Origin of the sequence: Chryseobacterium sp. VAUSW3, assembly GCF_002205795.1 — a bacterium.
GTDB classification, from domain to species: domain Bacteria; phylum Bacteroidota; class Bacteroidia; order Flavobacteriales; family Weeksellaceae; genus Kaistella; species Kaistella yananensis.
This window is the reverse complement of the sequence record NZ_NIUY01000001.1, coordinates 225308-247715: the sequence shown is the minus strand read 5'-3', so window position 1 is coordinate 247715 and position 22408 is coordinate 225308. Positions and strand designations below refer to the sequence as shown.

The 22408-nt window shown below is 39.0% G+C and carries 22 protein-coding genes and 1 pseudogene; 20 read left to right on the top strand and 3 right to left on the bottom strand.

All coding sequences use genetic code 11. From position 1 onward, the window contains the following. Window positions 1-39 precede the first annotated feature (39 nt). From rlmB to CDW55_RS01165, 4 genes are all read left to right on the top strand, one after another. On the top strand, window positions 40-783 hold the full coding sequence (gene rlmB / locus CDW55_RS01180; RefSeq protein WP_088467911.1) for a 23S rRNA (guanosine(2251)-2'-O)-methyltransferase RlmB: 744 nt from the start codon (window positions 40-42) through the stop codon (window positions 781-783). 91 nt (window positions 784-874) lie between these two features. Beyond that, window positions 875-1324 carry a hypothetical protein gene (locus CDW55_RS01175; protein WP_088467910.1) on the top strand — a complete coding sequence of 150 codons (450 nt, stop codon included), beginning with the start codon at window positions 875-877 and terminating at the stop codon, window positions 1322-1324. Between the two features lie 32 nt (window positions 1325-1356). Continuing rightward, window positions 1357-1866: a nitroreductase gene (locus tag CDW55_RS01170; RefSeq protein WP_088467909.1), complete on the top strand. Its 510-nt coding sequence runs from the start codon at window positions 1357-1359 to the stop codon at window positions 1864-1866. Window positions 1867-1937: 71 nt separating this feature from the next. After that, window positions 1938-2231, top strand: a complete 294-nt coding sequence (locus CDW55_RS01165; protein WP_088467908.1) for a TM2 domain-containing protein — start codon at window positions 1938-1940, stop codon at window positions 2229-2231. An 87-nt stretch (window positions 2232-2318) separates the two neighbouring features. On the opposite strand, the gene hemB is transcribed toward CDW55_RS01165, so the two are convergent. After that, window positions 2319-3311: a porphobilinogen synthase gene (gene hemB, locus CDW55_RS01160; RefSeq protein WP_088467907.1), complete on the bottom strand. Its 993-nt coding sequence runs from the start codon at window positions 3309-3311 to the stop codon at window positions 2319-2321. Window positions 3312-3434: 123 nt separating this feature from the next. Here hemB and CDW55_RS01155 point away from each other — a divergent pair, with 123 nt between their 5' ends. The 15 genes from CDW55_RS01155 to rpoN all read left to right on the top strand — a co-directional run bounded on the left by CDW55_RS01155 (window position 3435) and on the right by rpoN (window position 19997). After that, window positions 3435-3791: a T9SS type A sorting domain-containing protein gene (locus CDW55_RS01155; RefSeq protein WP_179285886.1), complete on the top strand. Its 357-nt coding sequence runs from the start codon at window positions 3435-3437 to the stop codon at window positions 3789-3791. 95 nt (window positions 3792-3886) lie between these two features. Next, a complete protein-coding gene (locus CDW55_RS01150; RefSeq protein ID WP_088467906.1) occupies window positions 3887-5149 on the top strand; it encodes an NAD(P)/FAD-dependent oxidoreductase in 1263 nt (420 codons plus the stop codon). Then, on the top strand, window positions 5146-5820 hold the full coding sequence (gene trmD, locus CDW55_RS01145) for a tRNA (guanosine(37)-N1)-methyltransferase TrmD (protein WP_088467905.1): 675 nt from the start codon (window positions 5146-5148) through the stop codon (window positions 5818-5820). The genes CDW55_RS01150 and trmD overlap by 4 nt, the downstream gene beginning before the upstream one ends. 65 nt (window positions 5821-5885) lie before the next feature. Further along, window positions 5886-6842: an endonuclease/exonuclease/phosphatase family protein gene (locus CDW55_RS01140; RefSeq protein WP_088467904.1), complete on the top strand. Its 957-nt coding sequence runs from the start codon at window positions 5886-5888 to the stop codon at window positions 6840-6842. 18 nt (window positions 6843-6860) lie between these two features. Then, window positions 6861-7331 (top strand): Lrp/AsnC ligand binding domain-containing protein, encoded by a 471-nt coding sequence (locus CDW55_RS01135; RefSeq protein ID WP_088467903.1) that lies wholly within the window; start codon window positions 6861-6863, stop codon window positions 7329-7331. A 5-nt stretch (window positions 7332-7336) separates the two neighbouring features. Continuing rightward, complete coding sequence (deoC, locus tag CDW55_RS01130) at window positions 7337-8080, top strand: deoxyribose-phosphate aldolase (protein ID WP_088467902.1); 744 nt, start codon at window positions 7337-7339, stop codon at window positions 8078-8080. A 77-nt stretch (window positions 8081-8157) separates the two neighbouring features. Then, complete coding sequence (locus CDW55_RS01125; RefSeq protein ID WP_088467901.1) at window positions 8158-9021, top strand: glycoside hydrolase family 25 protein; 864 nt, start codon at window positions 8158-8160, stop codon at window positions 9019-9021. A gap of 59 nt (window positions 9022-9080) precedes the next feature. Next, complete coding sequence (locus CDW55_RS01120) at window positions 9081-10970, top strand: ABC-F family ATP-binding cassette domain-containing protein (protein ID WP_088467900.1); 1890 nt, start codon at window positions 9081-9083, stop codon at window positions 10968-10970. A gap of 35 nt (window positions 10971-11005) precedes the next feature. Next, window positions 11006-12397 carry an APC family permease gene (locus tag CDW55_RS01115; RefSeq protein WP_088467899.1) on the top strand — a complete coding sequence of 464 codons (1392 nt, stop codon included), beginning with the start codon at window positions 11006-11008 and terminating at the stop codon, window positions 12395-12397. A 141-nt stretch (window positions 12398-12538) separates the two neighbouring features. Further along, window positions 12539-14752, top strand: a complete 2214-nt coding sequence (locus CDW55_RS01110) for a TonB-dependent siderophore receptor (protein ID WP_088467898.1) — start codon at window positions 12539-12541, stop codon at window positions 14750-14752. A gap of 86 nt (window positions 14753-14838) precedes the next feature. After that, entirely contained in the window at window positions 14839-15357 is a 519-nt protein-coding gene (locus tag CDW55_RS01105; protein ID WP_088467897.1) for a hypothetical protein, read from the top strand. A gap of 130 nt (window positions 15358-15487) precedes the next feature. Continuing rightward, window positions 15488-16078, top strand: coding sequence for a 30S ribosomal protein S16 (locus CDW55_RS01100; RefSeq protein WP_088467896.1), 591 nt, complete (start codon window positions 15488-15490; stop codon window positions 16076-16078). Between the two features lie 129 nt (window positions 16079-16207). Continuing rightward, a complete protein-coding gene (gene rimM / locus CDW55_RS01095) occupies window positions 16208-16750 on the top strand; it encodes a ribosome maturation factor RimM (protein WP_088467895.1) in 543 nt (180 codons plus the stop codon). Between the two features lie 263 nt (window positions 16751-17013). After that, a complete protein-coding gene (gene asnS / locus CDW55_RS01090; protein WP_088467894.1) occupies window positions 17014-18459 on the top strand; it encodes an asparagine--tRNA ligase in 1446 nt (481 codons plus the stop codon). Between the two features lie 59 nt (window positions 18460-18518). After that, the gene (gene rpoN / locus CDW55_RS01085; protein WP_088467893.1) at window positions 18519-19997 is read left to right on the top strand and encodes an RNA polymerase factor sigma-54; all 1479 of its coding nucleotides are present in this window, start codon (window positions 18519-18521) and stop codon (window positions 19995-19997) included. Between the two features lie 47 nt (window positions 19998-20044). On the opposite strand, the gene CDW55_RS01080 is transcribed toward rpoN, so the two are convergent. Both CDW55_RS01080 and CDW55_RS01075 read right to left on the bottom strand, forming a co-directional pair. Continuing rightward, a complete protein-coding gene (locus CDW55_RS01080; protein WP_088467892.1) occupies window positions 20045-20719 on the bottom strand; it encodes a beta-carotene 15,15'-monooxygenase in 675 nt (224 codons plus the stop codon). Beyond that, window positions 20712-21206 (bottom strand): RNA polymerase sigma factor, encoded by a 495-nt coding sequence (locus CDW55_RS01075; protein ID WP_088467891.1) that lies wholly within the window; start codon window positions 21204-21206, stop codon window positions 20712-20714. The genes CDW55_RS01080 and CDW55_RS01075 overlap by 8 nt, the downstream gene beginning before the upstream one ends. Window positions 21207-21325: 119 nt before the next feature. Here CDW55_RS01075 and lptB point away from each other — a divergent pair. Further along, window positions 21326-22051: pseudogene (gene lptB / locus CDW55_RS01070) on the top strand (LPS export ABC transporter ATP-binding protein); the annotation flags it as partial. Between the last annotated feature and the right edge of the window lie 357 nt (window positions 22052-22408).

The window sequence follows — 22408 nt, the reverse complement described above, 5'->3', positions numbered from 1 at the left end:
CGGATAGTTAATTTTTAATTATTCCATACATTCAATTTAATGAAAGACGACTTTATTTTTGGTTTGCGACCTGTGATGGAAGCAATAGAAGCCGGAAAAACCATAGACAAAATATTTCTGCAGAATGCGTTGCAGGGCGAGATTTACCAGGAACTCAAAACGCTCTTGTCGAAACACAACATCCGCCCGAATTATGTGCCGGTAGAAAAACTCAACCGTTTTACAAGGAAAAATCACCAGGGCGTGGTCGCTTTTATTTCAGATGTTCCTTTTGAGAAGATTGAAGATGTGCTTCCGCAACTTTTTGAAGAAGGAAAAACTCCCTTTATTTTGATTTTGGACCGGTTAACCGATGTAAGAAATTTCGGTGCGATTTGCAGGACAGCAGAATGTGTGGGGATTCACGCCGTTATTTTGCCTGAAAAAGGCGCAGCGCCAATAAATTCTGATGCGATAAAAACCTCTGCAGGCGCAATTTATAACCTGAAAATCTGCAAAGAAAAAAATCTTGCGCATACCGTAGATTTTCTTCAGCAGTCGGGTGTACAGGTTTTCGCGGCTACCGAAAAGGCGCAGAAACTTATTTATGATGTAGATTTCACGCAGCCCTGTGCAATCGTAATGGGAAATGAGGAAACCGGAATTTCTAAAGAAGTTCTACATCATTCCGATGAGAAAATTAAGCTTCCGATCGAAGGAAAAACACAGTCGCTTAACGTTTCCGTAGCTTGCGGCGCTATTTTATATGAAGCGGTTCGCCAGAAAATCGCAATGCCGATATAACGTATTTAACTCCAGTATCTCTCAGTTTTTATCGGTTAGCATCAAATTTGAATTCAAAAGAATTTTTAACTTTATTAAAAATTAGGAGTTTATGCGGAGCAGTACGGTTTCAAAAAGCGAGGTGCGCAATTATGTAAAAGAAATAATTCGGGGGAAGATAGAAAAACTCGAAAAGTTTCTTGATTTTACTCTGGAAGCCAGCCGTGAAATCAAGAAAACTCCAAAGTATGATTCCATCCGCGAGGAAATGCAGGAAGAGATTTACCAGATGCAGAAACAGTTGGCTTCACTTAAGGATCTGCAAAGAAACATGACTAAAGTCCTGAATAATTCTACGCAGCGTGTCGCGATAGGATCTCTGGTTTTTACGAATAAAGCGCGATTTTATATTTCGGTGTCTTTGGGCGAATTTTTCTATGAAGGCGACCGTTTCTATGCCATTTCTGAGGAAAGTCCCATGGCAAAAATTTTATTCGGAAAAAAAGCGGGCGACTCATTTGTACTGAACAATATTGCCCAGACCATCGAAAATGTAATGTAAAATTAATATGAAAAATCAGAGATAATAATTTAATGGGAAAAGCAGAAATATTAAAGGAAATCATTGAAAGCAGAAGAAGTATTTTCCCAAAGGATTATACTGGCGAAGAGATAGAACAGGAAATTCTGGATGAGATCCTTCGCTCCGCAACGTTCGCTCCAAATCACAAACGTACCAAACCGTGGCGTTTTAAAATCTTTAAAGGTGAAGAAAAAACCAGGTTGGGAGAAAAACTGGCCGAGATTTATAAAAATACAGTTGCACCACAGCATTTTCTCGAAAAAAAATATTTAAGTATCTCTGAAAAAGCAGCGAAAGCAAATGTAATTGTTACAATTTCTGTGAATTTCAGTGGGTTACTCCCGGAATGGGAAGAGATTGCTGCTACAGCGATGGCGGTTCAGAATATGTATCTTACCTGCACCGCACACGGAATTGGCAGCTACTGGAGCAGCCCAGGAATGATTAAACATCTTGATGAATTTTTAAATTTAGAAGAGAATCAAAAGTGTTACGGATTGTTTTATATAGGAAAAATATAAATTTAAGCTGTAACTTTTTATTTGGCAGGCCGACTGATTTCCAAACAATTAATCATAAAAAACTTTAATCAATGGAAACTTACGGCTACAACGACCCCGAATCCCAAAACCAAAATTTCAGTAACCGAAATTACCGCTCAGAAAAGAAACTCGCAGCAGGATTGTTGGGAATTTTACTCGGGACTTTTGGTGCCAATAAATTTTATATGGGTTACATCAACGAGGGAATCATCCAGATTGTTCTGAATATTGTAACGTGCGGAATCGCCACTGTAATTCCATTTATCGAGGGAATTATTTATCTTACCATGAGCGATGAGCAGTTCGACCGGACATATATTCAGGGCAGAAAAACATGGTTTTAAAAATTTAGTCATCAAAAAAATCTTTCAAATAATTTGAAAGATCTTTTTTGATTTTTCAGCAAACCGGACGCTAAAAAACTTAAATTTTTACTGATTAAGTAATATCGCCGCTTCTTTTGCTGCGTAAGTGAAAATCATGTCTGCTCCTGCTCTTTTGATGCAGGATAAACTTTCGATAATTGCTTTATCATTATCGAGCCAGCCGTTTTGGGCAGCAGCTTTCAGCATCGCATATTCGCCACTCACATTGTAAACCGCAATTGGTAAGTCGATTGCCTCACGAACTTTAGCCACAATATCCAGATAAGGCATTCCTGGTTTTATCATGATGATGTCGGCGCCTTCAGCAACATCTTTCAGCACTTCATCCATGGCTTCACGGGAGTTGTGAAAATCCATTTGGTAAGTTTTTTTGTCTTTTGGAATATCGGCATTTTCCTTTGGTGCAGAATCCAATGCGCTTCTGAATGGTCCGTAAAAAGAACTCGCATATTTAGCGGCATAACTTAAGATTCCAACATCGGTGAAACCACCTTCTTCAAGGCCGGTTCTTATAGCGGCAACTCTGCCGTCCATCATATCGCTGGGTGCCAAAATGTCTGCTCCGGCTTCAGCGTGTGAAAGCGACATTTTTACCAGTGCATCATTTGTTGCGTCATTATCAACTTTTCCGTTGGTAATAATTCCGTCGTGTCCGTAGATCGAGTAGGGATCCAGTGCAACATCCGGCATTACAATCATTCCCGGAACAGTGTCCTTAATGGCTTTGATGGTCGTCTGCATCAGACCATTATTGTTCCAGGATTCGGTGCCTTTGTTATCTTTTAAATTTTCAGAAACTTTCATGTAAAGGTTTACTGCTTTTACACCCATGCTGTATAATTCCTGGCATTCTTTCACGGTAAGATCAAGGGTTCTGCGGTAGATTCCCGGCATTGACGGAATAGATTCCTGCGTGTTTGAACCTTCCATAACAAAAATCGGCATTACCAAATCGTTGGTAGTGAGTACTGTTTCCTGCACGAGGGATCTAATAGAGGCGTTGGTTCGTAATCTGCGGTTTCTAGAATATATAATCATGTTTTGGAATGGTATTTGGATTTAAACATGCAAATTTAATTATAGTTTTACAAAAAAAGCTATTAAAATAAAATTCAATTTCTTACATTTGTAAGGATATTTATAAATATAAAGTTCTATAAGGTGAAAAAATTATTATTTTCTATCATATTAATCGGCAGTTTAACAGTTTTTTCGGAAAAAATTTCCGCACAGTCTGTTAGTAAAGAACCGATAGCAACTTCTCTGAAACCAGAGGAAGCAGTGATGGTAGCATATCCCAATCCTGCCCGCGATTTTATTGTTGTAAAATCTAAAGATGCTTCTTTAAAAATAAAATCCGTTACCTTCTATTCTATACTCGGGATGGAAGTTGCAGAATATACCCTTAATAAAAATTCGGCAGAGATAAGACTCGACAGGTTAAGACCTGGAAAGTATCTGATGCGCTATACCATGAGCGACAACACACAGAAAGTTACACAAATCGTAAAACAATAAAAATTCGAATCCTGAAAATTAACTTTCAGGATTTTTTGTGTCTTCTTATACGTCTGGGAAATCTTAACTGTAAAAAAATCCCTAATTTTGCTGAAATGGAAACACGCGAAAAAATAGTTATTATTGGCGGGGGATTTGCAGGTTTGCAGCTCGCAAAATCACTGAACAATAAGAGAAAAAAGGTGATTGTGATCGATAAAGTAAACCATCACATGTTTCAGCCTCTTTTTTATCAGGTGGCGTGCGGTCGTATTGAGCCCAGTAATATTTCTTTTCCTTTCCGAAAAATTTTTCAGCGGTCCCGAAATATTCAATACCGAATGACGGATGTACAAAAAATTCTTCCGGAACAGAATAAGATCGTTACCCAAGATGCAGAGTTTACTTATGATAAGTTAGTGATTGCCACAGGATGTAAAACCAATTTTTTCGGAAACGGAAAGATGGAGCATCTTACCTTCGGGATGAAAAATACTCAGGAAGCTATCGCAATCAGAAATCATGTTCTCCTCGCTTTCGAAAAACTGATTATTGAACGCAAACGAAGCGACGATGGAAACTGGAATATCGTAATTGTAGGAAGCGGCCCCACTGGTGTAGAACTTGCCGGCGCCTTCGCTGAAATGAAAAAAGATATCCTGCCACGCGATTATCCTCACATGAACTTCGATAACCTCAATATAATTCTTGTTAGTTCTACCACCACACCGTTAAGTGTGATGAGTGAAGAATCTCAGCAGATGTCGGAGAAATATTTGAAAGAATTGGGCGTGCAGTTTATGAGCGACGAATTTGTAACCGATTACGACGGGGATAAAGTATATATGAAAAGCGGTAAAACAATTGCTTCCAACAACGTCATCTGGGCAGCTGGTGTAATAGGAAATATCATTGAGGGACTGAACCCCGATGTAATGATAAGAAACCGTTATAAAACAGACCGGTTTAATCGTGTGTTAGGTTACCAAAACATTTACGCTATCGGCGATATAGCATATATGGAAACGCCAAAATATCCACAGGCACATCCCCAGGTGGCAAATGTTGCCATTAACCAGGGGAAAAACCTTGGCAGAAATTTTCTGAGAAAATCAGAGAATGACTGGAAAGAATATGAATATACTGACCGGGGCAGCATGGCTACCATCGGTAAACACCGCGCTGTAGTCGATTTGCCGGGTTTTAAATTTCAGGGTTTTTTGGCGTGGTATTTTTGGATGTTTCTGCATTTAATGCTCATTCTTTCCGTAAGAAACAAAATCGCCATTTTCTTTAACTGGATGTGGAGTTATCTGAATAAGGACTCTTCACTGCGCCTCATTATTATCCCAAATAAAAAGAACAATACCGAGCAATGAGAATCGATATTATAAGTGTTTTGCCGGAACTCATGGAGAGTCCGTTCAGAACTTCTATCCTGAAAAGAGCAGTTGATAAAGGTTTGGCAGAAGTTTATTTTCATCACCTCCGCGATTTCGGTTTGGGGAAACACCGCCAGGTAGATGATGCTCCGTATGGCGGAAGTGCCGGCATGGTAATGATGGTTGAACCCTTAGACCGTTGCATCTCCGAACTGAAAGAACAGCGAACCTACGATGAGGTGATTTATCTTACTCCCGATGGGGAAACTTTAACCCAAAAAATTGCGAACAGTCTTTCAACTAAAACCAATCTTATTTTTATCTGTGGGCATTACAAGGGGATTGATCAAAGGGTTCGCGAACTTCATATTACCAAAGAAATATCAATTGGAGACTATGTTTTAACCGGAGGAGAGTTGGCTGCATGTGTTTTGGCAGATTCCGTCATCAGGCTACTTCCGGGAGTTCTGAATGATGAACAAAGTGCCTTGACCGACAGTTTTCAGGATAACCTTCTTTCACCACCTATTTACACAAGACCTGCTGAATATAAAGGCCTTAAGGTACCCGAAATTTTACTCAGCGGTAATCTTCAGAAAATTCAAGACTGGCTGCATGAGGAATCGGTAAAAATAACTCAGGAAAAAAGACCCGATCTTTTAGAATAATTCATTCATAATCGATATTTTTTATAAATTTACAATTCTAATAAAACAGGGAGATAAATTTGCTGATGGTAGATCGTGTAGTGCAGGAACTGGTTGCTTTTTATAATGTAGAGAATCTATTTTCTCCGGATCCGCCGGCGGTACATCCATTAGATCCCACACCTTCGGGTCTAAGAAACTGGGACGAAAGAAGATACCGGAATAAAATACAGAAAGTTGCCCAGGTTTTTGAACTCATGCGGGAAGCAGAAAATGCATTGCCAATGATTATTGGTTTTTCTGAAATCCAGGGGCAGGCGCCTTTGGATGAACTCGCTGCAATGGCACCTTTTAATTTAGATTATGCTGTTGTGCATTATGATTCTATGGATGAAAGGGGAGTAGATGTAGCGCTACTTTATGACAAAAAAAAACTCGAGCTCATATCATCAGAACCCATCACTTATTTTTTTGAAATTAAAGATAATAATCCCGCGAATTACGATACAACGCGCGATATTTTAAGATGTAAATTCAGATATTCCGGTGCAATAATCAATGTCTTTGTGCTTCATCTTCCGTCAAAAAGAGAAAAAAATATCAACAAGCCAAAGCGTGAGTTTATCTTAAATGATATTCGGGAAAAAGTAGTCGAAATAAAATCCGACTTAAACGAGGCGATTATTATCTGTGGCGATTTTAATGAAAATCCGGATGATGATAATGTAAGAAATCTTGTTTATGACGATCAATCTGATAAATTGCTTGAAAACCCGTTTCTGGATTTGTATCTCAACAATAATTATTCAACTTATCACCATAAGCACGGCTTGCTTTTTGATCAAATTCTTTTATCAAAGCAGTTTTTCGAGACTTCTTTTCCGCTGAATTTTAGTTCGGCAAAAATTTTCAACCACTATAAATTAAGCAACTGGGATAAGAAATTTGCCGGCAGACCGTTCAGAACATACGCAGGAAGCAGATATCTGGGAGGTTACAGTGATCATTTCCCGGTGATTACAGCATTTACAACAACTCAATAAAGAACAGATAAAATATATATGAAAAGCGCAATAAACTCAAGTTATCACCTTGATTCTGTAGATAAAGAAATAATTTACATGCTGATGGATAATGCCAAAACCTCATTGGCCCACATCTCAAAAAACGTGGGGATCTCTACAACCGCGGTTCACCAGAGAATTAAAAAACTGGAGCAGGCAGGGGTGATTGAAAACTCCATTTCTTTTCTTAATCCCAGAAAAATCGGCTACAAAGTGGTTTCTTATATCGGCGTGTTTCTGGATCAGCCAAGCTATTATCATGATGCAGTGAAGGCTTTGAAAGAAGTGAATGAAGTGGTGGAAGCGCACTATACCACAGGTAATTACACCATTTTCTTGAAGGTTTTGTGCAGAGATAACGATCATTTGATGGAAATTCTTAACAAACTTCAGAAACTCAAAGGCGTAACGCGAACCGAGACTTTCATATCTTTGGAGCAGAGTATTAACCGACAATTGAAAGTATAATAACAATGGAAATCAATAAATATTTAGATTCTACTTATCTTAAAACTCCCCAGCAGGCTGGTTTATCAGAAGAAGAAACATTGAAAAAAGTGTATCAGCTTAGCGATGAAGCTCTTGAGAATAATTTTTTTGAAGTAATGATCCGTCCGGATTATGTGAAGGAAATTAAAGATTATCTGAAATCAAAAAATTCAGAGATAAAAGTAGGTACAGTCATTGGTTTTCATGAAGGAACCGCCAGTACTGCAGATAAACTTACTGAAGCTGAAAAAGCGATTGCCGACGGTGTTGATGAGCTGGATTATGTAGTTAATTATGAAGCTTTCAAAGCTGGAAATACCGATTTGGTGAAAAACGAATTCGTAGAAGGCACCAAACTGGCGCTGAAAAACGGAAAGATCGTAAAATGGATCATCGAAATCGCTGCTTTAACCGATGAGCAGATTGTTGATATTACTAAAAATATGAGAATTTGGGCAGAAGAAAATTTTGATGAAAGTGATCTCCAGAATATTTTTGTAAAATCTTCCACAGGATTTTATCCTACCGAAAACGGTAAACCAAACGGAGCTACTTTCGAAGGAATCAAGCTTATGCTTGAAAACTCCGGAAAGCTTTCCGTAAAGGCTGCCGGCGGCGTAAAAACTCCGGCTGATGCTGAAAAAATGATTACAATGGGTGTAAGACGAATCGGAACTTCTTCAGCAAAGGCTTTGGTTTCAAACGAAAAAGCGAAGGACGGATATTAAAATATATAAATCCAACAATAAGGAAATCGCGCATAAGGTGCGATTTTTTTATGTTTAAATCCTATTTTTGCAGTTCTATGCCCAAAAAACCTGTCAGGAAGAAAGTTTCCAAAAAAATCCACAAAAAACGCAGAAGAAATTTCCTTTTGAGAAGAGAGATTCTTCTGTTGATTCTGGCGTTGGCATTACTGGGTACGGGGTTTTATCTAAAAGAAAAAATCGCTTTTTACTATGCCATGTATTTTAATAAATTCGAGCATAAAAAGCTTTCGAACACCGAATTTGAAGAACAGCGTATTAATCGAATTATTGGAGATTATGCCGATAAAACTTTCGGGATCGACATGTCCCATTATCAAAGAAAAGAAGATATCAACTGGGACAGTTTAAGCATCGGAAACCGCGCCATTCCGATAGAATTTGTGGTTTTGCGGGCTACGATGGGTAACCGCAGTGCCGACAGGCATTTCGATGAATTCTGGGAGCTGGCCAAAAAGCATAATCTCATTCGCGGTGCTTATCATTTTTACCGTGCTGATGAGGATCCGGTGCGTCAGGCTAATAATTTTCTAGATAATGTAAAACTGGAGGAGGGCGACTTGCCTCCAGTCCTCGATATTGAAAAAATTCCGAGAAGAAAATCCAACGAAAAACTAATAGAAGATTTAAAGATCTGGTGCCGCATTGTAGAAGAAAAATATGGCAAAAAACCAATCATATATACTTATTACCATTATTACAAAGACTTCCTGAAAGGCGAATTTGATGATTATCCGCTCTGGATCGCCAATTACAATGATGTTGGGCAGCCAATGCCCGACGGAAAGTGGGATTTCTGGCAGTTCACCGAAAAAGGAATCGTCTACGGAATCAACACCAAGGTGGATATTGATGTGTACAACGGTAGTCTTTGGTCATTAAAAAGACTGACGCTCGATTAAGTGCAATTATCGTATTTTCGCAGTCTCAAAACAGCATTTAACAGCAACAACAACTCATAATGAATTACGTTTCCGCAGAAAACCTTACCAAATCCTATGGTTTAAAAGTTTTATTCAAAGATATTTCCTTCAACATCAACGAAGGCGACAAAATTGCCATCGTTGCCAAAAACGGCTCCGGGAAATCGACTTTGCTTAAAATTTTAATGGGTAAAGAAATCGCAGATTCCGGAAGTGTAATTATTAATAAAGACATTCAGGTTGTATTGTTCGATCAGGAAATCGATTTTGAAGGCGAACTGAATGTGGAAGAATTTATGATGACGCTGGATTCTCCGCCCATTATGGCTTTAAAAAACTATCATCACGCGCTTTTAACCGAAAATGCCGATGATATGGATAAAGCGTTGAATGAAATGGAAATTCATGAAGCCTGGGATTTGGAAAATGAAATGAGCCAAATTCTCACGCAATTGAAAATCACTGATTTACAGGCGAAAATGAAAAACCTTTCCGGCGGCCAGATCAAAAGAGTTGCGCTGGCGAAACTTTTGGTTGAAACCCGCGCCCAACATCGTCACACCTTGTTGATTATGGATGAACCGACCAATCACCTCGACGTTGATATGGTTGAGTGGCTCGAGAATTATCTTTCAAAAGCAATGGTAACACTGCTTTTGGTGACTCACGACCGGTATTTTCTTGATGCGGTTTGCGATATAATCTGGGAAATGGAAGACCAGAATCTGTATTTTCATAACGGAAGTTATGCGACCTATCTTGAGAATAAAATCATCCGCGAAGAAAACTTAAATTCGACCATCGATAAGGCCCAAAACCTGTACCGTAAAGAGTTGGAATGGATGCGCAGACAACCAAAAGCCAGAACCACAAAATCGAAGTCAAGAATTGATGATTTTTACGAAACCGAAAAGGTAGCGAAAACCAACACAAAAAAAGAGAAACTGGAGCTCGATTTCGAAATGAAACGTCTTGGGAATAAAATTTTGGAGCTCAAAAATATCAATAAAAGTTTTGGTGATAAAGTTTTGCTTAAGAATTTTAGTTATCAGTTTCAGCGCGGCGAAAAAGTCGGAATTGTGGGTAAAAACGGTGCGGGTAAATCCACGCTTTTAAATATCATTCAGGGTTTTGAACCTTACGACAGCGGCTCCATTGAAACTGGAGAAACCATTAAATTTGGTTATTTCTCCCAAAAAGGTCTGCAATATAAAGAAGAGGAAAGGGTAATTGATTTCATCAGGGAAATTGGTGAAAATTTTCCTTTGGCCAACGGGAGAACCATTTCTGCATCACAGTTTTTGAGGCTTTTTCTCTTTGATGACCAAACGCAGTATTCGCCGATTTCTAAACTTTCGGGTGGCGAGAAAAGAAGGCTGCATTTGATGTATGTCCTTTACCAGAACCCAAATTTCCTGATTTTCGATGAGCCGACGAACGATCTCGATTTGCCCACATTAACGGTTTTGGAAAATTTCCTTCTGCAGTTTCAGGGGAGTTTAATTATCGTTTCGCACGACAGATATTTCATGGACAGAATTGTAGATCACGTTTTGGCTTTTGAAGGCCATGGTGTGATTAAAGATTTTGTCGGGAATTTTTCGGAATATCGCGAGGCTAAAAGTCAGGATCAGAATAAAAAAACTCAGGTTGAGGTTCGGGAAGTTCCTAAAAAAACGGAAACCGTTCCAACACCTTCTGTTGCTGCTACACCTTCTACAAAAAAGAAACTGTCTTTCAAAGAACAGCGCGAGCTGGAAATGATTGATAAGGAAATTCCGGAGTTTGAAAAAAAGCGTGCTGAAATTCTCGAAAAACTTAATAATGAAACTGATTACGAGAAAATTTCGGTTTTTTCTGCAGAATTAGAGAAGATTTCCGACAGAATGGATGAACTGGAAATGCGCTGGCTTGAACTTCAAGAATAAAATATATCATCACTTATAAAATCTACATTCAACCTATGGAAAAGGAGCAGAAACTCGAGGCTAAATACGGCCTGTTCACAGCAATTTCAATGGTTATTGGCCAGGTCATCGGTTCCGGTATTTTCTTTAAAGTTGATGATGTACTGCTTTCTACTCAAGGAAATATTCTTGCTGGACTTGTAGGATTTATTATTGTTGGAGTAAGCGTAGTTTTCGGGGCAATTTCTATGGCAAATTACGCGGAGTTGCTCCCCAAAGACGGCGGAATCCTGAATTATGTGAATTACAGATTCGGTGAAAAAGCTGCATATTTCGTAGGATGGATGTATCTGAGTCTTTTTTATCCTCTGCTGACTGCGGTTTTATTTACAGTTTCCGGCATTTATATTGCGCATCTGTGTGCAGAATTCTTAAATTTTGAACCTACAACGCTCCACTTTGCGCTCATTGGTTTTGTAAATCTGCTGATCTTTTTTACCTTCAATATTTTCAGACCGAAAAGCAGCGGCATCTTTCAGCAGTTTACGACAGTCTTGAAAGTGCTTCCGTTGATATTTATTGCCTCTCTGGGAATTTTAAGTTTGGTGAAAGGTGATGTCGAAGAAGCGAATCACTTCACTTACGCTGCTGAAAATGTTAGGGAAAATCAGTCTTTATTATTTTTGATCGCTGCGAGTTTTATCCCTATTTCTTTTGCCTTCGACGGTTGGTATATCGCGACACAGATTTCCGGTGAAATTAAAAATTCAAGTAAAAACCTTCCGAAAGCATTAATTTTAGGAACCATCGCTGTGATGGTAATTTATATTTCGTATTACATGGGAATTGTTTTCAGGATGAGCGGTGAGGAGATAGTTCAGTTGAAAGATACCTATATCACCGAATTTTCGCGGAAAATCGCGTCAGATTCCGGAGCTTTGTTGATGCAGTTTTTTATTATCGTATCGGTTTTGGGAACTTCAAATGGTTTGCTTTTAGCGACAATCCGTGTACCTTACCAGTTTGCGAATCTTAAAAAATCCAGAATTTTCCTGAACCTGGATGTTATTGAACCCAAAACAAAAATGCCTGTAAACAGCGCTTTTTTAGGACTGGGAATTATTATTTTTTATATCATTATTTATTATATTACCAATACGCATCCATATTTTACGGCCCGGAATTTTGATCTTTCTGCAATTCCTATTGTATTTATCTACCTTGTTAATGGTGCGCTTTTCATTGGGTTGTTCAGGCTCTTCAAAAAAAATGTGTTTTCCGGCAACCGTTTTTTTAAACTTACCATGTCTGTAATTGCGATATTGGGAATTGTGGTGGTGCTTTTCGGTACTGCTTCTGCACCGAACGGAATGATCTATTTTATCGTAAATCTCCTTTTCATAGGAGCGGGAATCTTATTTATGAGCGATAATGATAAAAATCAGTAATAAATAAATTTATTCATTTTCAAACAGTTAAACAGTGACACTGAATTTTATTTAGAATAATTCAAAATAGATTTTGTATTTCCCGAAGGCTTTTTTACATTTGCACCGTTATTTTAATTCATTCTAAATAAAAACTTGTAAATGAAAAAGCAGATATTGTCGTTGGGAGTCTTGTTGATTAGCATGTCAGCAAATGCGCAAATGAAATTCGATCCGATTAATGATACCATTAGGATTCAGGAAATTGAAGATATAAACCTTCATAAAACCGGTAATCCTAACAAAGCAAAGGCACTAACTGCTAAATCGAATCTTACGGTGATGGAGAATCCGCAGCCTATTGCAATTGTTACTCACGAGGTAATCGAGCAGCAACAGGCGAAACAGTTGGGTGAAGTTCTTCAGAATGTAAATGGTTTGTACATCACCTCTTCCCGGGGAAATTCGCAGGACAGTTTTGGCGGAAGAGGCTTTAATTTCGGGAACGATAACATCTTTAAAAATGGTGCACGGGTAAACAGTGGTGTTTTTCCTGAAGTTTCAGGTCTGGAAAGGGTAGAAGTCTTGAAAGGAGGAAACGCCATGCTTTACGGGAATGTTTCCGCCGGTGGTGTGGTAAATTTAATTACCAAAAAACCACGTTTTAATTTTGGTGGAAGTGTTGGACTGAACGCCGGCAGCTGGAATTCTTATAAACCAACTGTTGATTTTTACGGACCGATTTCTGAAAAAATTGCGTTCCGTGTAAATGGAGCATACGAGACAGCTGAAAGTTTCCGCGATGTTGTGGAATCACAGAAATATTACTTTAATCCTTCTTTCCTCTTCAATATTGGTGAAAAATCACAATTGATTGTGGAAGCAGATTATTTAAAGAATGAATTTACTCCGGATTTTGGGATTGGCGCCATTGAAAACAATGATAAATCTTACCGTTTAAATACACTTTTGCCAAGAAACGCTTTCCTGGGAGCAGATTGGCAATATCAAAATACAGAGCAGGCAACGGCGGGAATAACCTTTAATCATCAGTTCAGTGAGTTCTGGACTTTGAATACTGTAGCTTCTTTCCAGAATTATACAAAAGATTATTTTTCTACAGAAAGAATCACCTGGACTTACGACAATGCAGGGCGCCTGAAATGGAACCGACCCGTCAACAGAACATACAATGAGCAGAATTATACGGCCTTACAGCTTAATTTGAATGGAGAAATCAATACCGGAAAAATTAACCATAAAATTTTAATCGGTACAGATGGCGATTACGGAACTGCAGATGCGTACGCTTATAATCTTTCACAAACAGCTTACGGAACTAATGGCAGCACGAATGGAACCATTTATCTTGATGATCCATCCACGTGGACAAGCGGCGCAATACCCACAGCTACAAAAAGAGACAGAACCCGAATCCCAACGCAGCGATTTGGAATTTATGCCCAGGATTTCATTAGTATCACCGAACAGTTTAAAGTTTTGGCGGGATTACGATGGTCTTATATCGAAAACCTCGAAACCGAAAAGAAATCGTTTGTAACAAATGGTGTAAACAATACTGCAGGTACCGTAGACAGAGCTTTTTCGCCAAAAGCCGGACTTATTTATATGCCAAACGACAATCTATCGCTTTTTGCAACTTACACCAATTCGTTCTCAGCAAATACTGGACGTGACATTTACGATAACTCGTTGACGCCATCGATAATTGATCAGTTCGAGGTTGGTATGAAAAAGAATTTCTGGAAAAATGCGGTAGCGTTGAACTTGTCCCTTTATCAGATTGAAAACAGAAACTTCTATCAGATGGCAGAATTTAATGCCCAGGGACAGGTGAACAATGATTCTACCATAAAAGAATTTGCAGGTAAGATGCGCAGCCGTGGTGTGGAACTCGACATTACCGGAAATCCAACTCCCAATTTAATGATTATTGCTGGTGCTTCCTACAATCACGCGGTTTATTTGGATACGCCTGAAGGGTTTGGGTATGTTGAGAACCAACGGTTGGTCCGTACACCTGCAACTACCGCAAATGCATCGGTATTTTACACCCTGCCAAATTATATAAAAGGACTTAAGCTGGGGGCCAGCGTGTACTTTGTAGGCGACCGTATCGCAGGATGGAATGATACCAAGGAAACATTAGACACTAGAAATGGGGTTTCCCGATTATTGCCGGTTGATGATTATGCCACTGTTGCTTTATCAGTTGGATATGAATGGCAGAAATTTTCTGTAATGGGTAAAGTAGGAAATCTCTTTGATACCGTGAATTATAACTATCATGAAAACTATTCCGTAAATCCAATTACTCCAAGAAATTATTACTTCACTTTAACGTACAAACTTTAATCGTTTAGGTGAAAATATTACCAAAGAGTGGAAACCCGTTTCCACTTTTATCGTAAACCTCAAAAAACAAATTAATCAAATAAACGATGGCAAAAATTAAGGATACAAAAACATTCATGCGGATTACACACCGCTATTTGGGCTATTTTGCAGCAGGAATAATGGCGGTATACGCAATTAGCGGCGTTCTGCTGATTTACCGTGACACCAATTTTCTGAAAAAGGAAAACAAGTACGAAATCGTTCTTAAGCCAAATCTTACAGAAAAGGAGCTAGCGAAAGAAATTAAAATGCGTAATGTAGAATTTAAAGGTAGCGAAGGTGATGTTCAGAAATTTGAACAGGGGACTTATAATATGAAAACCGGCGAAACAAAATATTCGAAAATGCAGCTGCCATTTGTTCTGGAAAAATTCAACGAACTGCACAAATCGACCTCGAAACACCGTTATGCAACATTAAATGCTGTTTTTGGACTGGTTTTGTTTTTCTTTGTGATTTCGTCGTTCTGGATGTTCAATTATAAATCCAAGGCCTTCAGAAGAGGAATGATTTACGCCGGACTGGGTTTTATTCTGGCACTCATTATGGTGTTCTTTCAATAGATTTTCTTCTAATTCGGAGTCTGAAAATGTGGTAGAAATTTATATGGATTTTTATTCTCAGTTCAGATAAATTAATTATCTTTGCAACCTCATAATTAATCGGGACGAGTTCCCACAAAATCAAACATTTATGTCAGTAAAAATCAGATTACAAAGACACGGTAAAAAAGGAAAGCCTTTTTTCCACATTGTTGTTGCAGATGCAAGAGCAAGAAGAGATGGTAAATTTATCGAGAAAATCGGTACTTACAATCCAATTACAAATCCTGCGATTATCGAATTAAACGTGGATTCTGCAGTAAAATGGCTTAACAACGGTGCGCAGCCTACCGATACTGCAAGAGCAATTCTTTCTTACAAAGGAGTTCTTTACAAAAAACACCTTCTTGGTGGTGTTGCTAAAGGCGCATTTGATGAGGCTGAAGCTGAGAAGAGATTCAACTCTTGGTTAGAAGAAAAAGAAAAACAGGTTCTTGGCAAAAAAGACGGTTTAAGCAAAGCTAAAGAAGATGCTAAAAAAGCAGCTTTAGAAGCAGAGGCAAAAGTAAACCAAGCAAGATTAGATGCAGCTGCTAAATTAGAAGCTGATGCAAAAGCGGAAGCTGAAGCTAAATTGGCAGAAGAAAAAGCTGCTGAAGAAGCTGCAAACGCTCCTGTTGCTGAAGAAACTGCAGAAGAACCAGCTGCTGAAGCAGAAGGTACTGAAGAAGCGCAGGCTTAATTTTTCTGTAATAACTTACAAAAAATATCCTACAGAGACGCCAATATTGGCGTCTCTGTTATTTTAAAACCCATTATATTTGCAGTGCTAACGCAGTTTACTGTGTTTCATCAATCAGAAAAATTACGCATGAAAAAAGAAGATTGTTATTTCTTAGGGAAAATTACGCGCAGACACGGACTTCACGGCAACGTGTTTCTAAAACTCGATACCGATCAGCCCGAAATGTATAATAAATTAGATTCCATTTTTGTGGATATCAACGGATTGCTGGTGCCGTTTTTTGTGGCAAAACAGTCCTGGAGCAAAGGTGACACGCTCATTATTTCCTTTAAAAATTCCACCGAGGCTTTGGTAGACCAGTCGCTGGGAAAAGAGGTTTATCTTCCGCTTTCCACACTGCCAAAACTTACCGGAAACAAGTTTTATTACCACGAAGTCATCGGTTTCGAAATCCGCGAAGAAGACGGCAAAAGCTGTGGGATAATCGAATCTGTAAACGACCAGACAGGGCAGCATTATTTCCTTTTGAATCTGGCAGACAAACAGATCGTAATCCCAATCATCAAAGACTGGATTATTGAACTTAACCGCGAAGAAAAATACATAAAAATGGCGCTGCCGGAAGGTTTGATGGATGTTTTTCTGATTCCTTCAAAGAAAGACGAATGATTACCTGAGGTTTTTTTGGGCGGCTGTTTCCGTCCTCCGTTCCCGCTTTTTTGTTTCGCTTCGCTACACAAAAAGAGCTTCACTCAGGCCGGGCCGCGGGAAGTTTAAATTGAGAAAAAACGCGTAAAAAATTTGTAAATTTTTTGTTGATTTTTTATATCTTACAGCAAAAATTACGCCAAATTTTATTACATTTGTAACTATTGATAAGATATCTGTAAAGAAAAGCCTTTACACAATCATTAAAAACTTGAATATCAGCAATGAGAACCACGATTAACGAATTACTTTCAGATTATAAAAAACTTTTACATCACGATATTACTGTTCAGGGTTGGGTTCGGGCGTTTCGCTCCAACCGTTTCATCGCTTTGAACGATGGTTCAACGATCAACAACTTACAGGTTGTTGTAGATTTCGAGAATTTTGATGATAATACCATCAAAAATATCAGCACTGCATCGTCGCTGAAGATTGTAGGTGAAGTGGTTGAAAGCCAAGGAGCCGGACAAAGCATCGAGATTATTGCAAAGAAAATTCAGATTCTTGGAGATAATTTTACCGAAGAAAGAGACCGAACCATTCTTCAGCCTAAAAAACACTCCCTCGAATTGCTGCGTGAGCAGGCGCATCTGCGTTTCCGCACGAATCTTTTCGGGTCTGTTTTCAGAGTAAGAAGTGCGGTAAGTTTTGCGATTCACCAGTTCTTTCACCAGAACCAGTTCTTTTACATGAATACGCCGATTATTACCGGTGCCGATGCAGAAGGAGCAGGCGAAATGTTCAGCGTTACGAATTTCGATATCAATAACATCCCGAGAGATGAAAATGGTGATGTCGATTATGAACAGGATTTCTTTGGTAAAAAAACCAACCTTACCGTTTCCGGACAGCTGAATGTTGAAACTGCTATGATGGGATTGGGACGCGTTTATACTTTCGGACCTACCTTCCGTGCAGAAAACTCGAATACCACACGTCACCTCGCAGAATTCTGGATGGTGGAGCCTGAAGTTGCCTTTAATAATCTGGAAGACAATATTGATCTGGCAGAAGATTTCTTAAAATACGTCATCGGTTATGTCTTAGAAAACTGCAAAGATGATCTGGAGTTTTTAGACAAAAGATTTGCCGAAGAACAAAAGCAGAAACCTGAAAAAGACAGAGCTGCGGAAGGTTTAATTGAAAAACTTGAAAACGTTATAAAGAAAAGATTCAAGAGGGTTTCTTATACCGAAGCGATTGATATCCTGAAGAATTCAAAAGAAAACAAAAAAGGCAAATTCCAGTTCCCGATCGAAGAATGGGGCGCTGATTTGCAGAGTGAGCACGAAAGATATCTGGTTGAAAAACATTTCGACAGTCCGGTTGTTCTATTTGATTATCCGAAAGAAATTAAGGCTTTCTACATGAAACTTAATGAAGACGGCAAAACAGTAGCTGCAATGGATGTACTTTTCCCGGGAATCGGCGAAATTATCGGCGGTTCGCAGAGAGAAGATAAATTCGATGTGCTTACGGCCAAAATGAAAGCCATGAATGTTGATGAACACGAGCTCTGGTGGTATCTGGATACCAGAAAATTCGGTTCGGTTCCGCATGCAGGATTCGGGCTTGGTTTAGAAAGACTCGTTCTTTTCGTGACGGGAATGACGAACATTAGAGACGTAATTCCGTTCCCAAGAACACCACACAATGCTGAGTTTTAACCCACTCGCAGAAAAAAATATACACACAGAAATTAAATTTTTGTAAGACCAAATCAAGAATGTTAAAACAAAACCTACAACTTAGACTCGGGCAAAAACTTGCTCCACAACAAATCCAGCTGATGAAGTTGATCCAGCTTCACACCTTGGAATTTGAAGAAGAACTCGAGCGTGAGCTTGAGGAAAACCCTGCACTCGAAAAAGTTCAGGAAGAATCCAAAGAAGAAGATTATGCCTCTCTGGACGAAGGTTTTGAAGAGGAAGGAACCGATAGCATCAGTACCGATTTTGATGTAAATGAATATATCTTTGATGATGAACCTGCTTATAAAACAGCATCAAACAATTATTCGGCAGACGACGAAGATTTTGATAATGAATCGCTTTTAACGGAAGGTCAGTCACTTTACGACTATCTACTGGAGCAGATTCGCCTGATTTCAATTGAAGGCGACGATCTTAAAATCGCCGAATACATCATCGGAAACCTGGATAACGACGGTTATTTGCGAAGAGAAAGCAAACAATTGGTTGATGATCTGGCTTTTTCGCAGGGAGTTTACACGACCAAAGAAAAAGTAGAGGATATTTTAGAGAATTATGTTCAGAAACTCGATCCGCCGGGAGTTGGCGCAAGAAACCTTCAGGAATGTTTACTTTTGCAGATCGAAAAGAAAGTAAGTGCCGACAAAGCCGTAAGCCTCGCCGGAAATATCCTTAGAAACCAGTTCGATGCACTTACCAATAAGCATTACAACAAAATTATTCAGAAATACGATATCGAAGAAGAGGATCTGAAGGACGCACTGGAAGTAATTTCTAAACTTTCTCCGAAAGTAGGCGGAAATTTCGATACGCAAACCATCACCATCAATCAGGAAATTATTCCGGATTTTGTGATTCAGATCAAAGAAGGGAAAAACGGCCAATCGGAAGTTATCCCTTTACTCAACAGCAAAAATGCGCCTACACTCCGCGTTTCCGATGAGTACAAAGACATTCTTACGACTTATTCTCACGATAAAAACTCGCCGGATCACAAGCAGGCAGCGCTTTTCATTAAGCAGAAACTCGATGCTGCAAAATGGTATATCGATGCGATTAACCAAAGGCAGAATACGTTGTTGCAAACGATTACGGCAATTGTAAAACTGCAGAAAAACTACTTCATTACCGGTGACGAAAAATCCCTGAAACCGATGATCCTGAAGGATGTGGCAGATATTACAGGTTTCGATATTTCAACCATTTCACGGGTGGTAAAAAGCAAATATGCCGACACACCAAACGGAATTGTTTACCTGAAAAGCCTGTTCTCCGATTCGCTTACCAATGATGACGGCGAAGAAGTTTCCACCAAGGAGATTAAAAATCATCTTCAGGAAGTCATCAATAACGAAAATAAGCGCAAACCGTTAACCGACGATGCTCTTGTAGGATTATTGAAAGAAAAAGGGTACAACATCGCAAGAAGAACCATTGCAAAATACCGCGAACAGCTGAATATTCCGGTTGCAAGGCTAAGAAAAGAATTGTAATTTAAATGATAAGCAAAAAGGTCAGTTACTGAAAACTGACCTTTTTTTTATTCCTGTTGTGAATCTATTTTCTGTAGTTCACCTAAATTTTTCCCTAATCTTTTAAGGATAATTCCGTAAACGACGCGGTAGTAAATCCAGATCAGTACGATGCTTAATATCGTCATTACAATAATTCCCACCACAAATCCTATTAAAGTTGGATGCGTGAGATGAATGTTCTGCTGTGATAAAACCATAAAGGTGAAAACCGTTAAAACCCCCGTGAAGACAATTAAAAGCAAAATATTGGCTAAGATGAACAGGTTTACTGTTTTCTTGAATCTGATGATCTGCAGAATCAGTTTTTTAAGATTAGATTCTATATTGATTTTACGATAATTTCGGTAAAACCGCACCACAAAAAAAGCGGTAATAATTAAACTAATAGTTTTCAGCACTAAATAAAGATTCCCAAAACTGGTCTGTAAATCGGTAGAATTCTGCACGCCAAGTTTCCCCAGGATTTTGATGAAACTGTTAGAGTCATCGCCAAGGAAGGAGTAATAAATGTTCACGCCCAGAATGATAAGGAATTCTGCAATGCTTATCCACAGGATATATTTCACGTAATTCCGCGACGATTTATTGAGCATCGCCTCGATTTCGGTGCTGTTATATTTTGGCTTTACCTTCTGCTCCTGCCAGGTTTTTTTGAAGCTGTCTAAATCAAATTCAGGCATGTTTTTCCATTAACTCTTTTAACGTTTTTTTCAGTCGGTTCATTTTCACGCGTGCGTTTACCTCCGTTATCCCAAGGTTTTCAGAAATATCGCGGTAAGGCAAATCATCCAGATACATCATTACAATTGCCCGTTCCACCTGCGGAAGCATCTTTACCACTTTATAAAGAAGCGAAACCTGCTGTTGCTTTTCGTCATCATCTTCCATATATCCACTGTGGTGAAAATCCATCAGTTCATCGGTTTGTGGTGACTTGGTTTTTTTTCTGAAAAGCGTAATGGCTGTATTCAGCGCAACACGGTACATCCAGGTAGAAATCTTAGATTGCCCTTTGAATGAGTCGTAAGAACGCCAGAGTTGTAACACAATTTCCTGGAAAAGATCCTGCTCGTCCTCCAGCGAATTGGTATACAGCCGGGAAACCTTAATAATCAAGCCTTGATTATCTTTAATCAGTTTCGAAAATTCCTGTTCCTTGGCGCTCAATTTTGTTCAGTTTGAAGTAGCGAATATAACATTTTTTCGCCTGAAATTTATATTCCTTACCCATTCAACATCATCAACCGTATTCTGTAACTCTCATTCAAAAATTATATATTTGTTCCATGATTCTACGCGGAGAAAATTTAATTAAAGAGTACGGCCCCAAAAAAGTCGTAAAAGGTGTTTCAGTGGAAGTTTCACAGGGCGAAATCGTCGGGCTTCTCGGTCCCAATGGTGCCGGAAAAACCACCTCTTTTTATATGATTGTAGGTTTGGTGAAGCCCACCTCCGGGAAAATTTTTCTCGATGATAAAGAAATTACCAATGACGCCATGTACCGCCGCGCGCAAAAGGGAATTGGCTATCTGGCTCAGGAAGCGTCGGTTTTCCGTAAACTTTCTGTTGAAGATAATATTTTGGGTGTTCTTCAGCTTACCAAACTTTCGAAACGCGAACAGCAGATTAAATGTGACGAGCTGATCGAGGAATTTTCTCTGCAGCATGTCCGCAAAAACCGCGGAGATTTGCTTTCCGGTGGTGAAAGACGACGTACCGAAATCGCAAGATGTCTTGCGACAAGCCCCGATTTTATTCTTTTGGATGAACCTTTTGCCGGAGTTGACCCGATTGCGGTTGAAGATATTCAGAAAATTGTGCGCAGTCTTGTTGATAAAAATATCGGGATTTTAATTACCGATCACAATGTTCAGCAGACTTTAGCGATTACTCACAAAACCTACATTATGTTTGAAGGCCGTATTCTCAAAGAAGGTCTTCCGCAAGATTTGGCTAATGATCCTATGGTTCGGGAAGCGTATCTTGGCGAAAATTTCGTGTATCAGGATATTCTCAACAAACCGAAGAAAAAATCTTTCGTCTATAATATTTGGGCCGGAAATTTCGATTCCAAGCAGCAGTTCCAGGATTTTGTGGATGAAAACTATCAGGGTGTCGACAATCTGCGTTTGATGTACGGTTTTGAAGACATCAGCTTTGCTTCACTTTCAAATTCGGAAATTGAATATATCTTTAATGAAGTTGTAGATAAAAACGCGAATAATGCATTTCTTTTTCAGAAAAAGCATATCGGCGAAACTTACCGAAAAGACCAGGCAGAAACCGACGCCAAAGCGCTCAGCAAACCCGAATTGCATTATTTAACGACCTACGCTTACGAAGGGTAGCAGTTTTCGCACGTTTTTTGT

Excerpts from the sequence above, each read along its gene's own strand:
- rpoN (WP_088467893.1), top strand. The coding sequence starts at position 18,519 with ATGTTAAAACAAAACCTACAACTTAGACTCGGGCAAAAACTTGCTCCA.
- rlmB (WP_088467911.1), top strand. The coding sequence starts at position 40 with ATGAAAGACGACTTTATTTTTGGTTTGCGACCTGTGATGGAAGCAATA.
- CDW55_RS01110 (WP_088467898.1), top strand. The coding sequence starts at position 12,539 with ATGAAAAAGCAGATATTGTCGTTGGGAGTCTTGTTGATTAGCATGTCA.
- CDW55_RS01140 (WP_088467904.1), top strand. The coding sequence starts at position 5,886 with ATGGTAGATCGTGTAGTGCAGGAACTGGTTGCTTTTTATAATGTAGAG.
- CDW55_RS01170 (WP_088467909.1), top strand. The coding sequence starts at position 1,357 with ATGGGAAAAGCAGAAATATTAAAGGAAATCATTGAAAGCAGAAGAAGT.
- CDW55_RS01150 (WP_088467906.1), top strand. The coding sequence starts at position 3,887 with ATGGAAACACGCGAAAAAATAGTTATTATTGGCGGGGGATTTGCAGGT.
- CDW55_RS01125 (WP_088467901.1), top strand. The coding sequence starts at position 8,158 with ATGCCCAAAAAACCTGTCAGGAAGAAAGTTTCCAAAAAAATCCACAAA.
- hemB (WP_088467907.1), bottom strand. The coding sequence starts at position 3,311 with ATGATTATATATTCTAGAAACCGCAGATTACGAACCAACGCCTCTATT.
- CDW55_RS01100 (WP_088467896.1), top strand. The coding sequence starts at position 15,488 with ATGTCAGTAAAAATCAGATTACAAAGACACGGTAAAAAAGGAAAGCCT.
- CDW55_RS01080 (WP_088467892.1), bottom strand. The coding sequence starts at position 20,719 with ATGCCTGAATTTGATTTAGACAGCTTCAAAAAAACCTGGCAGGAGCAG.
- trmD (WP_088467905.1), top strand. The coding sequence starts at position 5,146 with ATGAGAATCGATATTATAAGTGTTTTGCCGGAACTCATGGAGAGTCCG.
- CDW55_RS01120 (WP_088467900.1), top strand. The coding sequence starts at position 9,081 with ATGAATTACGTTTCCGCAGAAAACCTTACCAAATCCTATGGTTTAAAA.
- CDW55_RS01165 (WP_088467908.1), top strand. The coding sequence starts at position 1,938 with ATGGAAACTTACGGCTACAACGACCCCGAATCCCAAAACCAAAATTTC.
- CDW55_RS01175 (WP_088467910.1), top strand. The coding sequence starts at position 875 with ATGCGGAGCAGTACGGTTTCAAAAAGCGAGGTGCGCAATTATGTAAAA.
- CDW55_RS01105 (WP_088467897.1), top strand. The coding sequence starts at position 14,839 with ATGGCAAAAATTAAGGATACAAAAACATTCATGCGGATTACACACCGC.
- CDW55_RS01135 (WP_088467903.1), top strand. The coding sequence starts at position 6,861 with ATGAAAAGCGCAATAAACTCAAGTTATCACCTTGATTCTGTAGATAAA.
- asnS (WP_088467894.1), top strand. The coding sequence starts at position 17,014 with ATGAGAACCACGATTAACGAATTACTTTCAGATTATAAAAAACTTTTA.
- rimM (WP_088467895.1), top strand. The coding sequence starts at position 16,208 with ATGAAAAAAGAAGATTGTTATTTCTTAGGGAAAATTACGCGCAGACAC.
- CDW55_RS01115 (WP_088467899.1), top strand. The coding sequence starts at position 11,006 with ATGGAAAAGGAGCAGAAACTCGAGGCTAAATACGGCCTGTTCACAGCA.
- deoC (WP_088467902.1), top strand. The coding sequence starts at position 7,337 with ATGGAAATCAATAAATATTTAGATTCTACTTATCTTAAAACTCCCCAG.